Source organism: Photorhabdus caribbeanensis, assembly GCF_018448885.1.
GTDB lineage: Bacteria > Pseudomonadota > Gammaproteobacteria > Enterobacterales > Enterobacteriaceae > Photorhabdus > Photorhabdus caribbeanensis.
Genome location: NZ_RCWB01000008.1, coordinates 45,271 through 64,906 on the forward strand (window position 1 = coordinate 45,271; position 19,636 = coordinate 64,906).

At 41.0% G+C, this 19,636-nt stretch carries 13 protein-coding genes; all 13 read left to right on the forward strand.

Going from position 1 to position 19,636, the window contains the following annotated elements; all coding sequences use genetic code 11:
• The first annotated feature begins 200 nt into the window (after nt 1-200).
• The 13 genes from EAE90_RS07680 (at nt 201) to EAE90_RS07740 (ending at nt 19,586) form a co-directional block, all read left to right on the forward strand.
• Complete coding sequence (locus EAE90_RS07680; RefSeq protein WP_214053002.1) at nt 201-1,871, forward strand: S-type pyocin domain-containing protein; 1,671 nt, start codon at nt 201-203, stop codon at nt 1,869-1,871.
• A complete protein-coding gene (locus EAE90_RS07685; RefSeq protein ID WP_214053003.1) occupies nt 1,871-2,326 on the forward strand; it encodes a DUF6392 family protein in 456 nt (151 codons plus the stop codon). Before EAE90_RS07680 ends, EAE90_RS07685 begins: the two co-directional genes overlap by 1 nt.
• Before the next feature lie 138 nt (nt 2,327-2,464).
• Nucleotides 2,465-2,872: an HNH endonuclease signature motif containing protein gene (locus EAE90_RS07690; protein WP_242685571.1), complete on the forward strand. Its 408-nt coding sequence runs from the start codon at nt 2,465-2,467 to the stop codon at nt 2,870-2,872.
• Nucleotides 2,873-2,879: 7 nt separating this feature from the next.
• Nucleotides 2,880-3,131, forward strand: coding sequence for a bacteriocin immunity protein (locus EAE90_RS07695; RefSeq protein WP_165578168.1), 252 nt, complete (start codon nt 2,880-2,882; stop codon nt 3,129-3,131).
• A gap of 122 nt (nt 3,132-3,253) precedes the next feature.
• Nucleotides 3,254-3,715 (forward strand): DUF6392 family protein, encoded by a 462-nt coding sequence (locus EAE90_RS07700; RefSeq protein ID WP_165578207.1) that lies wholly within the window; start codon nt 3,254-3,256, stop codon nt 3,713-3,715.
• Nucleotides 3,716-3,828: 113 nt separating this feature from the next.
• Complete coding sequence (locus EAE90_RS07705) at nt 3,829-4,302, forward strand: DUF6392 family protein (protein WP_214053004.1); 474 nt, start codon at nt 3,829-3,831, stop codon at nt 4,300-4,302.
• Between the two features lie 85 nt (nt 4,303-4,387).
• A complete protein-coding gene (locus EAE90_RS07710) occupies nt 4,388-4,840 on the forward strand; it encodes a DUF6392 family protein (protein WP_214053005.1) in 453 nt (150 codons plus the stop codon).
• Nucleotides 4,841-4,853: 13 nt separating this feature from the next.
• Entirely contained in the window at nt 4,854-5,312 is a 459-nt protein-coding gene (locus EAE90_RS07715) for a DUF6392 family protein (RefSeq protein ID WP_214053006.1), read from the forward strand.
• An 85-nt stretch (nt 5,313-5,397) separates the two neighbouring features.
• The gene (locus EAE90_RS07720) at nt 5,398-5,706 is read left to right on the forward strand and encodes a DUF6392 family protein (protein ID WP_214053007.1); all 309 of its coding nucleotides are present in this window, start codon (nt 5,398-5,400) and stop codon (nt 5,704-5,706) included.
• Between the two features lie 118 nt (nt 5,707-5,824).
• Nucleotides 5,825-6,067, forward strand: a complete 243-nt coding sequence (locus tag EAE90_RS07725; protein ID WP_246550475.1) for a hypothetical protein — start codon at nt 5,825-5,827, stop codon at nt 6,065-6,067.
• A gap of 447 nt (nt 6,068-6,514) precedes the next feature.
• Nucleotides 6,515-10,021: a non-ribosomal peptide synthetase gene (locus tag EAE90_RS07730; RefSeq protein WP_214053008.1), complete on the forward strand. Its 3,507-nt coding sequence runs from the start codon at nt 6,515-6,517 to the stop codon at nt 10,019-10,021.
• The gene (locus EAE90_RS07735; protein WP_214053009.1) at nt 10,018-14,727 is read left to right on the forward strand and encodes a non-ribosomal peptide synthetase; all 4,710 of its coding nucleotides are present in this window, start codon (nt 10,018-10,020) and stop codon (nt 14,725-14,727) included. Before EAE90_RS07730 ends, EAE90_RS07735 begins: the two co-directional genes overlap by 4 nt.
• Complete coding sequence (locus tag EAE90_RS07740; protein WP_214053010.1) at nt 14,724-19,586, forward strand: non-ribosomal peptide synthetase; 4,863 nt, start codon at nt 14,724-14,726, stop codon at nt 19,584-19,586. Before EAE90_RS07735 ends, EAE90_RS07740 begins: the two co-directional genes overlap by 4 nt.
• The last annotated feature ends 50 nt before the right edge of the window (nt 19,587-19,636 follow it).

The window sequence follows — 19,636 nt, forward strand, 5'->3', positions numbered from 1 at the left end:
TATGTAAATTGTTGCAAAATGTGGTGTTTTACGCCTGTTGGAGACAATAAAATAAGCAATTTTCAGAATATTCCTATATGTTTTCTAAGCGAAATGTGATGAATTATTAATCATGTGTATTAACTCATGGTGATAATGATATGACAATAATTTCAACTAGATTCACTCTCCATACTGTAAATCAATGGAGAGATGAATAGATGGCAATAGGATATTTCTTGCTTGTTGGTGATAAGACAACCTGTGGCGGACAGATTATTACCGGTGATCACACCATGACATTTAATGGACGGGCAACCGCTCGTGAAGGGGATAAGGTCACTTGTGGCAAACATCCCGGTAGTTACACGATTGTCGGTGGTGTATCAGATGTGTTTGATATGGGACGTAAATTGGCTGGTACATTGGACAGTGTGAGTACTTGCCCCTGTCGGGCTAGGTTCATCAATTCGGAGATGGACAGCTATGAGAAGCAGGAGCAACCCAATAATCGGGCTACATCCCCTGTTAATATGGCGACCCAAAATTTCTCGTCGCCGGTGGAGGAAGCGAGAAACGTTCAGCCCGCACCTCCTGTGACTAAAGAGCCTCCGATACCGGTGTTTGCGAAATCTTGCTTACGGGGTAAAGGTTGTACCGATGCCGGAACCGAAGCCGAACCGGCGGATAACTTCGGCAGAATGGCGATATATCAGGTTCCGTCATCTCCCACTCCGGTGACACCGCAAAAACCGGAACCATCTCCACAAGGTGAGAAACACCCGCCTGAACCGGATAAACCGCAGGATAAAAAATTACCGTGGTATAAACGGTGGTTCCGTGGTGGTGAAGATAAAGCCGAAGCGGCTGCTACCGCCGTGGCCGCCACTGCTCGTAGCGCGGTAGCGGAAGGGGAAACGCTGGTGATGCGTTACATTGGCGGCGGCGCCATCAGTGCAGGACGTTGGCTAGCGGCGCCGAATCCGGTGACAGTTGGATTAATGGGGCTGTTTTATTCACCTAAGCTGAATGAGGGTGAGGAGGATTACTTAGATCCGTCTCGTCTGAGACAGATAGCGGAACAGTACGGTAAAGCACCAACTCGTGTACGTTTTCGCTGGATCAGAGATGAAAAAAGCGGCAGGATGACGGTTCAGGGATATCACGTCAGCCCGGAAGGCGGTCTGGATAAAGTGCCGGTTCGCATGATGACGCTGAATCGGACCACCGGTAATTACGAGTTCTGGGAACCGGGAGAAAACCGGCCGACAATTTTATGGACGCCGAGCGAGCAGGAATTCAAAGTTCCACCGCATACCGGGAATGAAGAACAACCGTTTATTCCGTCGCAAATAACCGTGTTGCCGATCCCGGATAAAGTCGGCAGCGATATTGAATCGTTACCGATGCCGGAAGAGAAGGATTTTCGTGATTATATTCTGATCCTCCCTGTTCCTAATATGCCGCCGGTGTATGTGTATTTGAGTAAACCACCGGTGAAACCGTTGGAAGTGGGAGAATATCAGGATCTGGCTGGACGTAGCCGTAATGATGGGTTGGATATTGATCATATTCCTTCTAAGGCGGCATTGAAAATTTATTTGATTGAAAGGTACGGAGAATTAGATTCTGGTGTGCTCAAAAATATCTTAGAGAATAGCGTTTGTATTGCTGTTTCTCGCTGGGTTCATCAAAAATATAGTGAAACTTATGGCGGGCGAAATACACCAACGAAAAGGATTCAGGATGCATCCGATTTGAAAGCAGCAGTTGATAGTAACTTTGATGCTATGACTCCAGGCCTGAAAGAAGAAGGTTATACTGATAGTCAATTGAATAATGCCCGGAAAGACTTACATAAATTTAATCAAGAGAAAGGATGGTACAGGTAATGAGAGATATTGTTGAAATAATTCATAGTCTAGGGAAAACAGCAGATCTATTAATTGAAAAACAACTTATCCCGACAGGAAAGTTTGAATATTTGTTTGAAGGAGACGATGAATTTCTCTGTATACCAGAGGATGGATTAACGTTAGTTTTTGAAGATAAATCAAGGTTGTTAATCTCAGTCGGTATTACTCTAATTAAATCTGGGCCAAGGATGAAGATTTATAGAGGTGAAATGCCGCCCCCATTTTTGCCTGAAATGGATAAGACAAAGGTTAAATCTGTGCTAGGAGAGCCATCAGAGACAAAGGGCGCTGTTAAATTGCCAGTTATTGGAATGGTTGGAGGATGGGATACTTATATTGACCGGATGAGCGATCAGTACCCAAATACACGAATAATTTTTGCGTATTCTACAGATCAGAAGGTGAGTAATATAACTTTTAAAAAAATTTGAGTGAAGTGTGATTTCTAATTATTTGTCTTTGGTAAAGTGGATAGCGATATTAAATCGCTGCCCGTAACGTAGGAAAAGGATTTCCGTGATTATATTCTGGTATTCCCAGCCGATTCAGGCATAGAGCCGATCTATGTGATGTTTAATACTCCTCGGAATCAACCGGGAGTGGTAACTGGTCGGGGACAAAAAATCGAAGGAAACTGGTTAAGTCGCGCAGGGCAAGGTATGGGAGCACCAATTCCCAGTCAGATAGCAGATAAGTTGCGTGGGAGGAAGTTTAATAACTTTGATAATTTCAGGAATGCGTTTTGGAAAGAAGTTGCTAATGACCCTGAGTTTTCTAAGCAATTTAAAACTGCGAATATGGGAAATATGAAAAAAGGAAAAGCTCCAGCTCCAAGGAAAGACGAATGGAAAGGAAAAAAGAAAAAATACGAGTTACATCATAAAAAGCCTATTTCTAAAGGTGGAGATGTTTATAATGTTGATAACATTAGTGTTGTTACGCCAAAGAGACATGGTGAACTACATAGCTGGAGGTGAATAAACTATGGAAAATAATGTAATGAATATTACTGAAAATGAATTTTTATCCTTGATAAAGAAAATATTTAATGGAAATTTTCGAACAGAGGAGGAAGAATCAGAAGCTATAGATGAATTTGAAAGAATTTCAGAACACCCCTCTGGCGGTGATTTAATCTTCTATCCAGAAGATGGCATTGAAGATAGTCCTGAAGGTGTGCTTGAAGTGATAAAGGAATGGAGAACCAAAAACGGCAAACCTGGCTTTAAAAAATAGAGATTGAGTAAGTGATGAAAAGGATTTTCGCGATTATATTTAACTGATTTGCGTGTTAGAGGGTTGGTTTTTGAGCGGGGAATATAGCCTTAGCTCAATCAAGAACAGGGGTTATGAAAATAATGGTAATCAACATTAAAGAGTTAATTGATAACTTGGGACAAACAGCGGAGCAACTAATTGAAAAAGAGATTATTCCAGCTAATAAGTTTGAATATTTCTTTGAAGGAGACGATGAATTTTTTTGTAAACCAGAACCCGGTCTGAGGCTAACTTTTCACAATGTTTCAAGGAGGCCGCATTCAGTGGAGTTTGTATTAATCAATGTTTATGATAATAATGATTCATATAATGGCGATATGCCTCCTCCATTTTTAAACTCAATGGATAAAACAACCGTTAGAACACTCATGGGGGAACCTGATTCCAGCGGTGGTCCAAAAAAAGTTCCGGTAATAGGGCTTATGGGTGGGTTTGATGCTTATATACTTAAACTAAGCGAACAATACCCTAATACAAATATTCATTTTTCATATTTAACTGATTTGCGAGTAGATGTATTAGCATTTGAGCAAGTTGTATAGACGTTTTCTGGGATATTTTTTTCAGTTTTCTATCTTTATTGGATAGCGGCTAATAAATCGTTATCCATGTTTATATGCTAGAGGTCAGATATGAAACAGAGGTTATATAAATAATGGCGATCAATGTTAATGCATTAATTAATAGTTTGGGTAAAACCTATCAGGAAATTTTTGATGAAGGTCTAATTCCTTATAAGAGTAAACCTAGGGGAGATTCTGGTGACGATTATGTGTCGTTAGATATGCAGAAGGAGGGAGTATTTTTGGCTTTTGACCGGAACAGTAAGAAATTAACACATGTTACTCTGACATTGATCGATGAAGAACGGCCCCGTTATGTTTATCCAAATCAATTGCCATTCCCTTTGGTTAATCCAATGACGCGTGCATGGGTTAAGGAGCATTTTGGGCAGGCAATTAAGTCTTTTCCACCATGTAAGGTGTTTAACTGTCAATATGGTTGGAAAGACCTCTACCTTTACAATGTATCTGAATCTGAGGAAAAGATTTATATACAATTATCCCATGATTTGCTTGAACAAGTTGAGACAATAACTTTCCTTCGTGCTGAAAGTGTGACATGGTAGAGATATCTCAAAGGCGGAATAAGCAGAAGTGATATAAGGTATTGGAAGAACTACACTGATTGCATGAAGAATAAGGGTAGTAATAGTGAATAATATTACGAAATTAGTTAAATATCTTGGAAAAACCGCGGAAACGTTAGTTGAGGATGGTGAGATATCTAAAGGAATATTTAAATTTCATTTTGAAGGGGATGAGTCGTTCAATTGCGAGCCTGAAAAAGGAATTACATTAGTTTTTGATTCTAAATCTAGGCAATTGAATTCAGTCCAGATAACTCTAATTGATATACATGGTGAGCATGATGAATATAATGGTAGTTTGCCTTATCCATTTTTACCTTTAATGGATAAGGAAACGATAAGAGCTGAATATGGAGAACCTACGGAGTCAAAAGATATGATAGAAGCACCGGTTATAGGTGTTATTGGTGGATACGATGCTTATATAAATCGTATAAAATCTTATCCAAACGTAGAAGTCATTTTTATTTATGATGCTTATTATCGAGTGAGAGCACTTACTTTCAACACTATCTGAAAAAGGGGGAATAATGGCAGATATTATGACGATGATTAAAAGTTTAGGACAAACGGCGGAGCAATTAGTTGAAAGAAAACTTATTTTAGCCGGAATGTTTGAGTTTTTGTTTGAGAATGCTGATACGTTCAATTGTGGACCTGATACTGGCCTTACATTAGTTTTTAACGCTGATTCAAGAATATTAAAATCTGTACAAATTACACTTATTAACGCTTATGAAGGTAGTGGGGAATATAACGGAGAAATACCTTATCCATTTTCACATTCAATGGATAGAACAATTGTTAGAGCCCTTATGGGGGAACCAGATTCTGCTGGTGGCCCAGAAAAAATCCCTGTTATTGGCATTGTTGGTGGATATGATTCTTATACACATAAGTTGAGTGAGCAATATCCTAATACAGAAATTCGTTTTCTCTATTTGGCTGATTTACGGGTACATGCATTAATATTTGAACGTTTTGAATAAATGTCTTCTAGAGTTTTTTTTACTTTTATTGGATAGTGGTTAATAAACCGTTATCCATGTTTATATACTAGGGGTTATATAAATAATGACGATAAATATAGAGGCGTTAATAAATAGCCTAGGTAAATCTTATCAGGAAATTTTTAATGAAGGTCTGATTCCTTATAAGAGTAAGCTTGGAGGAGATTCTGGTGACGATTATGTGTCGTTAGATGTGCAGAAGGAGGGAGTATTTTTGGCTTTTGACCGGACCAGTAAGAAATTAACACCTGTTACTCTGACATTGATCGATGAAGAACGTCCCGGTTATGTTTATCCAAATCAATTGCCACTCCCTCGGGTTAATCCAATGACGTGTGCATTCAGTTCCTGCCGATATAAACTCATTTCATAATGTTCCATATATAGGATATTCTCACTATTAAAGTCTATAATGTCTTTTTAATAGGACATTAGCATACAAAGTTACGATTGATATATAATGTGCTTATAATTGACCATTATAGATAATAATGGTTTTAATGTGTCATTTTGGGGTCACAAGAAAAACTGTACTGAATGCTGAAAAAGGTAAAGTCAAATTAGAGATTTTTGTTGCCATTATGGCAGCATTAAACTTAACCGAACAATTAAATCTTTTTCTTCCTAAACAAAGCATATCTCCTATCCAACTCGCTAAACTTCAGGGAAAAAAACGACAACGAGCATCTGGTCTTAGAAAAAACGATATTGAAGAGGATACGCTAGAATGGTAATGGAAGTTATCAACGTAATTTATAGTGGATTTACATATAATCCATAACTCTATTCCAAAGAAGCTATTGATAGTTTACTCCGATATTATGAGCGATTAATGAATGCCATTATGTCTAGTCAGGAAAAAGAGAATATCAGTTGTTTTTGTGATTAATGTTTTTTTAGATGCGGATTTATATTAATAGCAGGCAAATAGTTAATGAGTAAATAGAATATTCCTATTATCTGTTTAAATGGTTATTAATTTTGGTGTGATTTTTATATTGCTCATCTATTAAAAAAACCTTCATATTTTCTCACTGTTTTTGATAATAAAATCAAACAACATAGCTAATGATTTTCGATGCCCATATGCTAACATGATTAGAAATTTGTTATTTTGAAATTACGGACATCATAAATAATCACTTAATAAACAATTTGATATGATATTTTCAAGGAGATATATGAAAAATGCAGTGCAAATTGTGAATGAGGCTTTAAATCAAGGAATTACTCTATTTGTTGCTGATAATCGATTACAATACGAAACTAGCCGTGATAGTATTCCAACGGAATTATTCAATGAATGGAAAAACTATAAACAAGAGTTGATTAACTTCCTGAGCCAGATCGATGCAGAAGAAGAAATTCAAACATATCAATTACAGAATATCCAACGTGATGGCAATGCAGAACATTATCCACTCTCATTTGCTCAGCAACGCTTGTGGTTTATCGATCAACTTACCGAAGGTAGTCCCCAATATAATTGCCCTGGATATTTGAGATTACGGGAACAACTGAATTTCGACGCTTTCAAGGCTGCGGTAAAAACGTTGCTTGAGCGTCATGAGGCGTTACGTACCCATATTAAAATTATTGATAATGAGCCACGGCAAGTCATAACACATTCCTATGATTTACCCATTACACTCCATGATCTGACTGCATTCTCTGAAACTGAGCAAGAATCTCAAGTCAAAAGATTCAGTAAAGAAGAAGATAACTTGGTTTTTAACCTCAGTACTGATTTGATGTTGCGTATTCGCCTGATCAAGCTGGCGGAAAATGATTATGTGATTATTTATACCATTCACCATATTGCCTGTGATAGTTGGTCAATAGAAATCTTCATCAATGAGCTTATCACCTTATATCGCGCGTATCATCAAGGAGAAATAGCCCCATTACCGCCACTTAAAATCCAATATACCGATTATGCTCAATGGCAACGAAATTGGCTGCAAGGCGATATTCTGAAAAAACAACTGGATTATTGGCAAACCCAGTTATCAGGTATTTCTCCACTTCACCGTCTTCCACTGGATAACCCACGACCAGAGAAACAGAGTTTTGAGGGGCAGCTTAATGAGCAACGTATTTCAAAGGATTTAACACAAGAAATAAGAGCCTTATGCCACCAACATGAAGTCACATTATTCATGTTTCTGGAGACAGCCTTCGCCGTATTGTTGAGTCGCTACAGTAATGAAAAAGACATTTTGGTCGGAACACCACTTGCAGGGAGAAGACACCATGATATTGAGCCTTTGATGGGTTTCTTTGTTAATTCTCTGGTGATCAGAACGGATTTATCCGGCCAGCCCACTTTCAGTGAATTATTAAAGCAGAATAGTCGCACTATCCTGGATGCTTATGCACATCAAGATCTGCCATTTCAAATGCTGGTGGAAAAACTGAGTCCGGGACGAAACTTAAATTATAACCCGATATTCCAAATCGCGTTTACTCTGGAGAATACTCAGTGTGATATGGCACTGGTGCGGGATAATAATATTGAGTTTGAAGAGCGTCTGCTTTTGAAAGTCCGATTTGATTTGGAAATTCATATTTATGAAGAAGAGGAGGGAGGATTATCCCTGTTATGGGTTTATGACAGCAGCTTGTTCAACAAGATTACTATTGAAAGATTACTCGCCAATTATGAAACCTTGCTTGCTAATATTGTTAATATAATGAAGCCATGTATTGGTTCCGATCTAATACACAGGGAACCTTCTGTCCATGATATTCCACTATTAGCAGAGGCTGAAATACACACTTTATTACATGAATGGAATGGCCCACAGAATCATAGCCAGCATGGCGGCTGTTTTCATGAACTGTTTGAGGAACAAGCTGTCCGACATCCTGAAAAAACAGCCGTTATTTTTGACGGCAATTCATTAAGTTATCAGGAGTTAAATAAACAAGCTAACCAACTCGCTCACTACTTGATAGAACAAAAGATCAAACCAGAAACATTGGTCGCGCTCTGTATTCCACGTTCAATACGCGCTGTAGTCGCGCTACTGGGGATTATTAAAGCAGGGGGAGCTTATTTGCCGTTAGATCCCAGTTATCCGAAACCTCGTCTTCAATATATGTTAGAACACAGCGAAGCTGAGTTTATTCTGACCGAAACAGATCTGATAGAAAAACTCCCAATTAGCCAGCAGAAAGTCGTCTGTTTGGATACGGAGATAATGCAATCACAATTGCAGCGCATGCCTGCGGACAATATCGCTGAACGTCCATTCCCACTAACGGAAAATAATCTGGCTTACGTCATTTATACCTCTGGTTCTACGGGTAAACCGAAAGGGGTTATGTTGGAACATAAGGGGTGGGTAAATCTGGCGCTTTCACAGGCGGGTTTATTTGGTGTTGATTCATATAGCCGGGGATTGCAGTTCGCTTCCTGGAGCTTTGATGCCATGATCTTAGAAATATCTATGACACTGGCGTATGGGGCCGCACTTTATTTAATTTCAGAAACCCAACAGCATACCCCTGAATATTTGGATGAGTTAGTTGACAAACACCAGATTACCCATGCTGTATTACCACCCGCTTTACTGCCTTATCTGGACTTTAACAAATGGCGTTCCGTTTCAACCTTGCTTTTAGCGGGGGAAGCTGTACCGCCACAGATCGCTGTTCGTTGGTCACAGAATCGAAAACTGTTTAACGTCTATGGCCCGACCGAATGTACTGCCATTGTGACTTCGGGCTTATTAACTGATGACAAAATTACGATTGGAAAACCATTGCCCAATACCGTTATCCGTATTCTTGATCCATCAGGCAATCTAGTACCTATTGGTGTTGCCGGGGAATTATGTATTGGCGGCATTCAACTGGCACGCGGGTATTTGAATTCCCCTGAAACAAACGCAACGAAATTTATGACTGATTTGGCGGATAAATCCCAATCCCAACGTTTATACCGAACGGGAGATTTAGCCCGTTGGTTGTCTGATGGTAGTGTGGAATTTATTGACCGGATTGACTCTCAAGTCAAGATTAGAGGATTTAGGATTGAGTTGGGAGAAATCGAAACTGTATTGGTCGGGCATGACGCCTTAAGCAGCGCTGCGGTTATTATTTATGGGAACGATAAGAGATTAATTGCCTATGTTTGTCCAACTAAAGACTGGTTGGATAAAAAAGGGCTAAAATTTAATACCAACAACCCTTCTCAATCCTCCGCTATTCAAACTGAACTTTCAGAGCAACTTGAATCAGCATTGAAAAAACAATTACCAGAATACATGGTTCCAAGCCTTTATATTCCGCTAGAGCGAATGCCACTCTCGTTAAATAACAAAGTGGACAAAAAAGCGTTGCCTATTCCAAATGAAAATGATTTCCGCCAACAAAATTATGTTGCGCCAAGAAATGAAGTAGAGAGAAAAATTAGCCAGTTATGGCAAGAAGTATTGGGAGTTAGTCAAGTCAGCATTTATGACAACTTTTTCGTGCTGGGTGGTCACTCTCTTCAAGCAACCCGTCTTATCAGCTTAATACGCAATGATCTAAACATTGAAATACCGTTGAGCAGTGTCTTTGAGCATCCAACACTTGAGCGATTAGCACGAATCGCCACGATTCATCAGGTTAAAGAAAAGAGCAAACATCTCCAGGCTGGGCAAGAGACAACACAGGAACTATTGGAAGGCGATATATGAAAAATGCAGCACAAATTATCAATGAGGCTTTAAATCAAGGGATTACTCTGTTTGTGATTGATAACAAACTGAAATATAAAACCAGCCGAGACAGCATTCCTCCGGAACTGCTCAGTGAATGGAAACAATATAAACAAGAATTAATTGATTTCTTGAAGCAAATCGACTCAGAAGAGGATTCGGACACTCACCGACTGCAAGGTATTCCGCGTTATGAGCGTGCGGAACATTACCCGCTTTCATTTGCTCAACAGCGTTTGTGGTTAATCGATCAACTCACCGAAGGCAGTCCGCAATATAACTGCACCGGTGATTTCAGGTTGAGAGAGTCGCTTAATCTCAACGCTTTTGAGGCGGCTATAGCAACATTACTTGAACGCCATGAATCGCTGCGTACTTATTTCAAAATTATTGATAATGAGCCTCGGCAGGTTGTCGCAACTTCCTATGATTTGCCGATTACCATCCATGATCTGTCCACACTTGCAGAATTTGAGCAGCAACAACAGCTTAAACAACTCGGCGAGCAAGAGTGGAAACAAGCTGTTAATCTCAGCACTGACCTGATGCTGCGTATTCGGTTGCTAAAATTAGCAGATGATGATTATTTCATTCTCTATACGATTCATCATATCGCCTGTGATGGCTGGTCGTTGGCAATCTTTATCAGTGAGTTGCTGACATTATATCGTGCTTATTGCCAGGGCGAGGGTAATCCTCTGCCGCCATTACCCGTTCAATATACCGATTATTCCCAATGGCAACGGGAGTGGCTGCAAGGGGATATTCTGGAAAAACAATTGGATTACTGGCAAAACCAATTATCAGGTATTTCTCCACTTCACCGTTTTCCACTGGATAATCCACGGCCAGAAAAACAAAATTTTGAAGGGAATGTTCATCCACAACGTATTTCAAAAGTGTTGACTCAAGAAATACGAGCACTGTGCGCCAAACATGAAGTGACGTTATTTATGTTTCTGGAAACGGCTTTTGCTGTGTTGTTGAGTCGTTACAGTAGTGAAAAAGATATTCTGGTTGGTATGCCGCTTGCCGGACGAAGGCACCGTGATACTGAGTCTTTGATTGGATTTTTCGTCAATTCACTGGTGATAAGAACGGATTTATCCGGTCAGCCTACATTCAGTGAACTATTGAAACAAAATAGCCGCACAATCCTGGATGCTTATGCACATCAAGACCTGCCTTTTGAGATGCTGGTGGAGAAAATCAGTCCAGAACGAAATTTAAATTATAATCCTATTTTCCAGATCATGTTTGCAGTACAGAATAATCAACGGGATACAACGCTGGAGCAGGATAGTATTGTTACATCTAAAGAACGTTCCCTTTTGACCACCCGATTTGATTTGGAAGTCCATATCTATGAAGAAGACGAAGGTGAGTTATCCATTGGATGGATCTCTGATACCAGCCTGTTCAGAAATGCGACCATTAATAGATTAATCGCCAATTACGGAATTTTGCTGACCAATATTGTTGATGTGATGAAGCATCATGCTGGTATTAGCGAGCCGTCCGTTCATGACCTTCCATTATTGGCCGATGCTGAACGGAATACCTTACTGCATGAATGGAGTGGGCCACAAATTCCTTATCCGACCGGGAAATGTTTCCATGAACTCTTCGAAGATCGGGTATCACAATACCCTGAAAAAAATGCACTGATTTTTGGCGACGATACCCTGAGTTATCAGTCATTAAATGAACAAGCTAACCAATTGGCTCATTATCTGCTTGGACAGGGGATCGTACCGGACACGTTGGTTGCACTTTGCATACCAAGGTCATTACAAGCTGTTGTGGCATTATTGGGTATTCTTAAAGCGGGTGGCGCTTATGTACCGTTAGACCCCAGTTATCCGAAAGCCCGCCTCCAATATATGTTGGATCACAGTGAAGTCGAATTCATCCTGACCGAAACTCACCTGGTTGAAAAACTGCCAATCAGCCAGCAGAAAGTGATTTGTCTGGACACAGAGATAGTCCAGTCTCAGCTACAACATATGCCTACGGATAATATTACTGAGCGCCCACTTCCGCTCACAGAAAATCATCTGGCTTATGTGATTTATACTTCCGGCTCTACCGGTAAACCGAAAGGGGCGATGCTGGAACATAGAGGGTGGGTCAATCTGGCATGCTCGCAAGTAGATTTATTTGGCATTGACTCCCATTGCCGGGCGTTGCAGTTTGCCTCCTGGAGTTTTGACGCCATGATCTTAGAGATGTCTATGACATTGGCCTATGGCGCAACACTCTATTTGATTTCCGAAACCCAACGGCGTTCCCCAGAATTGCTGGATGAAGTGGTTGAAAAATATCAGATAACTCATGCTGTGTTACCACCCGTGCTGCTTCCACATCTGAATTTTAACAAATGGCGTTCTGTCTCAACTTTGCTTTTGGCGGGTGAAGCAGTACCACCGCAGATTGCTGTTCGTTGGTTACAGAATCGAAAGCTGTTTAACGTATATGGCCCGACAGAATGTACATCCATTGTCACCACAGCGTTACTTACTGACGAGAAGATTACGATTGGAAAACCGTTGCCTAACGTTGTGATGCGTATTCTTGATCAGGAAGGTAATTTGGCTCCGATGGGCGTTATCGGGGAACTGTATATTGGCGGCGTTCAGTTAGCACGCGGTTATCGAAACTCACCGGAAATCACAGCAAGGCAATTTATCCGAGATCCATTCAGTTCACATGTAACGGATGGCAGGGAAAACAGGCTTTATCGAACGGGAGATTTAGTGCGCTGGACGCCGGATGGTCAGTTGGAATTTATCGGCCGTGTTGACTCTCAGGTTAAGATCCGTAGTCACCGTATAGAATTGGGTGAAATCGAGACAGTTTTGTCCGGGCATGATGCTTTAAGTAGTGCTGTTGTGATCGCTTATGGTCAAGATGAAGATAAAAAACTCATTGCGTATGTCTGCCCAAGTACAGAGTGGCTAGGTGAAAAAGCGGTTGAATTTAACGCAAGCAGCGTTGAGAACTGGACAGAAATTTTTGATGAGCAGTACCGTCGACCCACAACGGATAGTACACAAAAAGAGAGTGTTCAGAAAGGTGATGCAGTCGTATCAGACAGTGATTTCGGCGGTTGGATGAACAGTTATACTGAACAGCCGATTGCCCTTGAGCAAATGGAGGAATGGTTAGCAGGGATCATGCACAGGATTAAAGCCCTGCATCCCCATCGCTTACTGGAAATCGGTTGTGGTACCGGATTATTGTTGTATCGCTATGCTGAACGGTGCGAATCAGTGGTGGCTACCGATGTTTCGGCTGAGGTTTTAAATCGTCATCAGCCTATTCTGCAACAACGTGGCTGGTCACATGTGCAGCTCAGAAGAGGAGATGCACTCAACTTAGGAACATTGAGTGTTGATGAATTTGATACCGTCGTGATTAACTCTGTGGTCCAATATTTCCCCAATGTTCAATATCTGGAAAAAGTGCTTGAACAGTTAATACCGGCGGTTGAAGCGGGTGGGAAAATTTTGCTCGGAGATATCCGCAATTTAGATCTATTAACCGCCCATGCTACAGCGATAGAGCAAAGTCATCTTAACGGGCAGCGTATTCAGGTAGGGGCGCTGGCGAACCGTATTCAGCGGCGTTTACAACAAGAACCCGAGTTTTTACTCAGTCCGACTTATTTTGCCCAATTACCGGAGCGTTACCCTGAAATTGGCCGGGTTGATATTCTGGTTAAACGTGGCATCGGCGACAATGAGATGTTGCGTTATCGTTACGATGTCATATTGCATAAAAGAGATGAAAAGACCAAATCTTGTCATGAATTACTGTTAAATTGGCATAATTTCGATTCTTTTGAAAGTCTGCGTAATTTATTACAGATGGGCGCAGAGGATATATTAGGTGTTTCAGGTATCCCCAACGCCAGAATTAAAGATGACCTCACTTTGGCAGAAGGATTGCGTCACTGGTCGGCCAATCAGATGATAACGCCACCAGAAAATGCCGGCAGTTTCTCCCCACAGGCATTACAACAGGTTCAGGAATTCGAATCCTTACTGCAATATGCTGAACAATGTGGTTATCAATGCGGCGTCACGTGGTCACAACAGCAACCTGATTTGCTGGATGTGATTTTTAGTCGTGGAGAATTACCACCGGTACAAGCCCGTACTGACTATAATCAAACCCATTTAGCTAATTATCCGCAAATTTCGGCCATTAGCGGAGAACTTTCAGAATTACTCGAATCCGCACTGAAACAACAATTGCCAGAATATATGGTTCCAGGTCTCTATATTCCTTTGGAACGAATGCCACTCACGTTAAATAATAAAGTGGATAAAAAAGCGTTACCGATCCCAAATGAAGACGATTTACGCCGACAAAACTATGTGGCGCCAAGAAATGAAATAGAAATTAAGATCGGTCAATTATGGAAGCGGTTATTGAATGTCAGCCAAGTCGGCATCTATGATAATTTCTTCACCTTGGGTGGACATTCACTGCAAGCAACCCGCCTTATTAGTTCAATACGTAACGAATTAGAAATAGAAGTTCCGTTGAGAAGTGTTTTTGAACACCCGACGCTTGAGCAGCTATCACAGGTTGTCACTATTCATCTTATCAAAGAAAAAAGAAAACATTTCCAGGCTGGGAAAGAGACAGCGCAAGAACTATTGAAGGGTGAAATATGAGAAATGCCGCGCGAATTGTCAATGAAGCTTTAGAGCAGGGAATTACTCTGTTCGTTACTGATAACCGTTTACAATACGAAACCAGCCACAGCAGTATTTCACCCGATTTGCTCAGTGAATGGAAATGGCATAAACAGGAGTTGATTGATTTTCTGAACCAGATCGATGCAGAAGAGCAAACTCAAACGCATCATTTTTTACAAGATATTCAGCGTGATGGCAAAGCAGAACATTATCCGCTTTCATTTGCCCAACAACGACTATGGTTTATTGATCAACTGGATGGAGGCAGTCGTCAGTATAACTGTATGGGGGATTTCAGGCTGCGGGAATCCATTAACATAGAGGCATTTGAGGCGGCGGTTAAATCATTACTTGAACGCCATGAAGTCTTGCGTACCTATTTTAAAATTATCAATAACGAACCACGGCAATTTATTGCCACGGATTTCGATTTACCGATTACACATCATGATTTATCGGCGTTACCTGAAACTGAGAAAAACGATCAGGTAAAACAAATTAGTAAGGAAGAAGAAAATCTAATTTTCAACCTTAATTCAGATCTAATGCTGCGCATTAGGTTAATAAAATTGGCAGACAGTGATTATCTTATTATTTATACGATACATCATATCGCTTTCGATGGTTGGTCGATGGCAATATTTCTCCATGAATTTTTTACGTTATACAAAGCGTATTGTCAGGATAAAGCAAATCCGCTACCGCCGCTGAAAATTCAATATGCCGATTATGCTCAGTGGCAACAGGGCTGGCTGCAAGGTGATGTGCTGGAAAAACAGTTGACATACTGGCAGAAGCAGTTAGCCGGAATTTCACTCGTCCACCGTGTGCCGCTGGATAATCCACGTCCGGAAAAACAAAATATTGAAGGACGGTTTCATCTACAGCGTATTTCAGCATCTCTTACCCAAGCAATTAGAGCATTATGCGCCGAACATAACGTTACACTATTTATGTTCCTGGAAACGGCTTTTACTGTATTGCTGAGCCGCTATAGCAATGAAAAAGATATTCTGGTTGGAACAGCCATTGCAGGCAGACAACATCCTGATATTGAACCTCTGATCGGTTTTTTTGTTAACTCATTGGTTATTAGAACAGATTTATCCGGTCAGCCGACGTTCAGTGAATTATTAAAACAAAACAGCCGCACCATCCTGGATGCTTATGAACATCAAGCTTTGCCGTTTGATATGTTAGTGGAAAAGCTCAGCCCGGAACGAAGCTTAAATTATAATCCGGTATTTCAGATCATGTTTGCAGTACAGAATAACCGACGTGACGCAATACTGGGACAGGATGATGTTATTGAACTCGGGGATAATTTACTTAGAACAACTCGGTTTGATTTGGAAATCCATGTTTTTGAAGAAGAGCAGACCGGCGAATTATCTATAGTATGGATTGCAAATACCAGTCTGTTCTATAGCAGTACCATTGAAAGATTTATCGCCAATTACGCAACCTTGCTTTCTGGCATTGTTGAGGTAATGACAGATGATTCAGTAAATAAAGAGCCCTCTGTTCATGAACTTCCATTATTGGCAGAGGCTGAAAAGCATACTTTACTGTATGAATTAAATGGGCCACAGAACCATGACCCACAAGGGCGTTGTTTCCATGAGCTGTTTGAAGAACAGGCAGCGCTGAATCCTGAAAAAACCGCGTTGGTTTTTGGTGAGGAAACCTTAAGTTATCAGGCGGTTAATGCTCAGGCCAATCAGTTGGCGCATTACCTGATTGAGCAGGGTATCCAGCCAGATACCTTGGTTGCAATTTGCCTTCCCCGGTCATTGCAAACGGTGATTGCACTGCTGGGCATCCTCAAAGCGGGTGGTGCTTATGTGCCTTTGGATGCCAGTTATCCGCAAGCGCGACTGCAATACATGCTGGCGCACAGCGGGGCTGAAGTTATCCTGACTGAAACATCGCTGGTTGATAAATTGCCTATCAGCCAGCAACGTGTTATCTGTCTGGATGCTGAAACGGTACATTTATATGTACAAAACCTGCCTACTGGCAATATCGTTCATCGTCCAGTGCCCCTGACAGAAAATCATCTGGCCTATGTCATTTATACCTCTGGTTCTACCGGCCGGCCAAAAGGCGCGATGCTGGAACACAAGGGTTGGGTGAATTTGGTACAAGCACAAGCCACGTTATTTGGTGCGGATGCTGATGTTCGTGGGTTGCAGTTTGCTTCCTGGAGCTTCGACGCCGCAGTGTTGGAAACGGCAATGACCTTGGCCTATGGCGCCACACTGTATTTGATTTCAGAAACACAGCGCCGTTCGCCTGAATGGTTGGATGAGATGGTTGAAAAACACCACATTACCCACGCCGTACTCCCACCGGCGCTGTTGCCTCATTTGGATTTCAACAAATGGCGCACAGTTTCAACCTTGTTGCTGGCAGGGGAAGCTGTGGCGCCGCATATCGCCGCGCAGTGGTCGCAGGGCAGAAAGCTGTTTAATGTTTATGGCCCAACAGAGTGTACTGCGATTGTCACCTCCGCCTTATTAACAGCAAATAAGCGAGTGACGATTGGAAAACCGTTGCCGAATACCGTGATGCGAATCCTGAATGCCGACGGCAATTTGTTGCCTTTTGGGGCTGTCGGGGAGCTGCATATCGGTGGCATTCAACTGGCACGGGGGTACCGTAATGCACCGGATATCACGGAAAAACAGTTTATCCGAGATCCTTTCAGTACCAACCTGGCGGACCGACTTTACTGTACGGGTGATTTAGTACGCTGGACGCCGGAAGGTGAGTTGGAATTCATTGGCCGCCGGGATTCGCAGATCAAAATTCGCAGCCATCGCATTGAGTTGGGGGAAATCGAGTCGGTGCTGGCGGGGCAGGAGATTTTAAGTAATGCTGCGGTGATCGTTGATGGACATGACAGTGAAGACAGGAAACTCATTGCTTATGTTTGCCCGAGTGCGAATTGGCTGGCGGAGAAAGCGGCCGCTTTTAATGCAGATTACAGCCAAACGCATTTAGCTGATTATCTGCGACTTCCTGCTATTAGAGGAGAACTTGCAGAGCTACTGGAATCCGCCTTGAAAAAACAACTGCCTGACTATATGGTGCCCAGTCTCTATATCCCATTGGAACGTATTCCACTGAATTTAAACAATAAAGTGGATAAAAAAGCGTTGCCTATTCCAGATGAAAATGACTTACGTCGTCAGGCTTATATTGCACCGAGAGATGAAATCGAGGAAAAACTCTGTCAGTTATGGCAAGAACATCTAAAAATCAATCAAATTGGTATTTATGATAATTTCTTCTCACTCGGTGGTCACTCACTCTTGGGCGTTAAGATAACTGCTGCGATAAGAAATACTTTAACCAATCATTTCAGTATGCATGAGTTGTTTGCGAATCCAACTATTGCTCAGATTGCCAGTGTGATTCGCCACAGTCATAAGCACGAAATATCCGCACAGCAGACAACACACAATATATCTGATCACAATATATTTGATGGAAAAATGCCTATTTCTTATTGTCAGAAAATGTATTGGTATTTTGTTCAAGAAGCGTTGTTGGAGGATTGTTTCCACGTACCCGTTACTTTGCTGATGGAAGGAGAATTGAATCACAGTGCGTTGGAAAAAAGTTTAAATACCATCTTAGCGCGACATGAAAGTTTACGTTTTAAGTTTTATCAAGAAAATGGGCAAATTTTCATGCAGCCTGATAATAGTATGAAAATCAATCTTCAAGTTATCGAAGCATTACCAAGAGGAATCGAGAGAGACCAAATTATTATTGAAATTAACAAGCTCTGGGAAGAGAAATTAAGAACACCTTTTGATGTTTATAATGGTCCGTTAATCAAGACATTCCTACTGCCTGTTTCGGAAACAATCACGGTATTATTGATTGATGTACACCATATTATTTCCGATGGCTGGTCTGTTAATATCATTATGAATGAGTTTAAACAGTTATATACCGCTTATTCTCAGGGGCAAGAAAACACATTGCCACCCGTTGCCATGCAATATTCTGGTTATGTTTATGACTTGCAAGAAATTCATGCGACTGAGGTAGCTAAAAAACAAATTAAATTCTGGCAACAACAATTTGCTGATGTTAATCCAGAACGCGATTTTCCAGTTTCTTTCAGAAAACATTTGGCTTCAAAATATCGGTCTCATGCCCGTGATATCAAAATACCTGATTCGCTGGATAAAGCTGTTTTGCAATATTGTGAAGCTCATAAAATCACACCTTATATGTTATTTATGGCTTTGTTCCACACTTGTCTTTTTATGTACTCCGGTGAATCACAGCATATTGTTACCTCACCCAAAGCTGACCGAACTCGTATCGAAAGCCATCAAACAATAGGGTTATTCCTGGGTGACTTGATAGTAAAATCCAATATCAGTAAGGAAATGAGCCTACAAGAAATCATTAAGCAGGTTAGTCAGTCTATTCATCACGCTATAGAGAATTCTAATATCCACATGTCTGTCGTGATTGACGCGGTGGGAGAAAAGGCGAGGGAGGGTATATTTAACGTTCTGTTTAACTATTTGGATGCACAAAATTTCTATGATTTTATCGACGTGTCTAAAGATGAAAAATTGTCATTGCCAAATCTTGATGTGGAAGTGATAGATACCGAAATAATTCCCTTTGAATCACTTGGGATGAATTTCTTATATTTGCCACAGAATATCAAGTGTGAACTCAATTACAATCCGGAACTGTATACAGAAGCAGTCATTGATAAGATGGCTATATATTATGAACGACTGTTAAACGTCATCGTATCCGGCCAAGAAAAAGAGAGTATCAGTCAGTTTTATGATTAAATTTTTCTGAGATATGAAGAGATTGGCCTCAGGGATGAGGCCAATCGTGA

What these genes read in the sequence shown, in the direction of transcription:
- EAE90_RS07725 (WP_246550475.1), top strand. Translation starts at nt 5,825, where the DNA reads ATGGTTTTAATGTGTCATTTTGGGGTCACAAGAAAAACTGTACTGAAT.
- EAE90_RS07720 (WP_214053007.1), top strand. Translation starts at nt 5,398, where the DNA reads ATGACGATAAATATAGAGGCGTTAATAAATAGCCTAGGTAAATCTTAT.
- EAE90_RS07730 (WP_214053008.1), top strand. Translation starts at nt 6,515, where the DNA reads ATGAAAAATGCAGTGCAAATTGTGAATGAGGCTTTAAATCAAGGAATT.
- EAE90_RS07685 (WP_214053003.1), top strand. Translation starts at nt 1,871, where the DNA reads ATGAGAGATATTGTTGAAATAATTCATAGTCTAGGGAAAACAGCAGAT.
- EAE90_RS07690 (WP_242685571.1), top strand. Translation starts at nt 2,465, where the DNA reads ATGTTTAATACTCCTCGGAATCAACCGGGAGTGGTAACTGGTCGGGGA.
- EAE90_RS07700 (WP_165578207.1), top strand. Translation starts at nt 3,254, where the DNA reads ATGGTAATCAACATTAAAGAGTTAATTGATAACTTGGGACAAACAGCG.
- EAE90_RS07695 (WP_165578168.1), top strand. Translation starts at nt 2,880, where the DNA reads ATGGAAAATAATGTAATGAATATTACTGAAAATGAATTTTTATCCTTG.
- EAE90_RS07735 (WP_214053009.1), top strand. Translation starts at nt 10,018, where the DNA reads ATGAAAAATGCAGCACAAATTATCAATGAGGCTTTAAATCAAGGGATT.
- EAE90_RS07740 (WP_214053010.1), top strand. Translation starts at nt 14,724, where the DNA reads ATGAGAAATGCCGCGCGAATTGTCAATGAAGCTTTAGAGCAGGGAATT.
- EAE90_RS07680 (WP_214053002.1), top strand. Translation starts at nt 201, where the DNA reads ATGGCAATAGGATATTTCTTGCTTGTTGGTGATAAGACAACCTGTGGC.
- EAE90_RS07715 (WP_214053006.1), top strand. Translation starts at nt 4,854, where the DNA reads ATGGCAGATATTATGACGATGATTAAAAGTTTAGGACAAACGGCGGAG.
- EAE90_RS07705 (WP_214053004.1), top strand. Translation starts at nt 3,829, where the DNA reads ATGGCGATCAATGTTAATGCATTAATTAATAGTTTGGGTAAAACCTAT.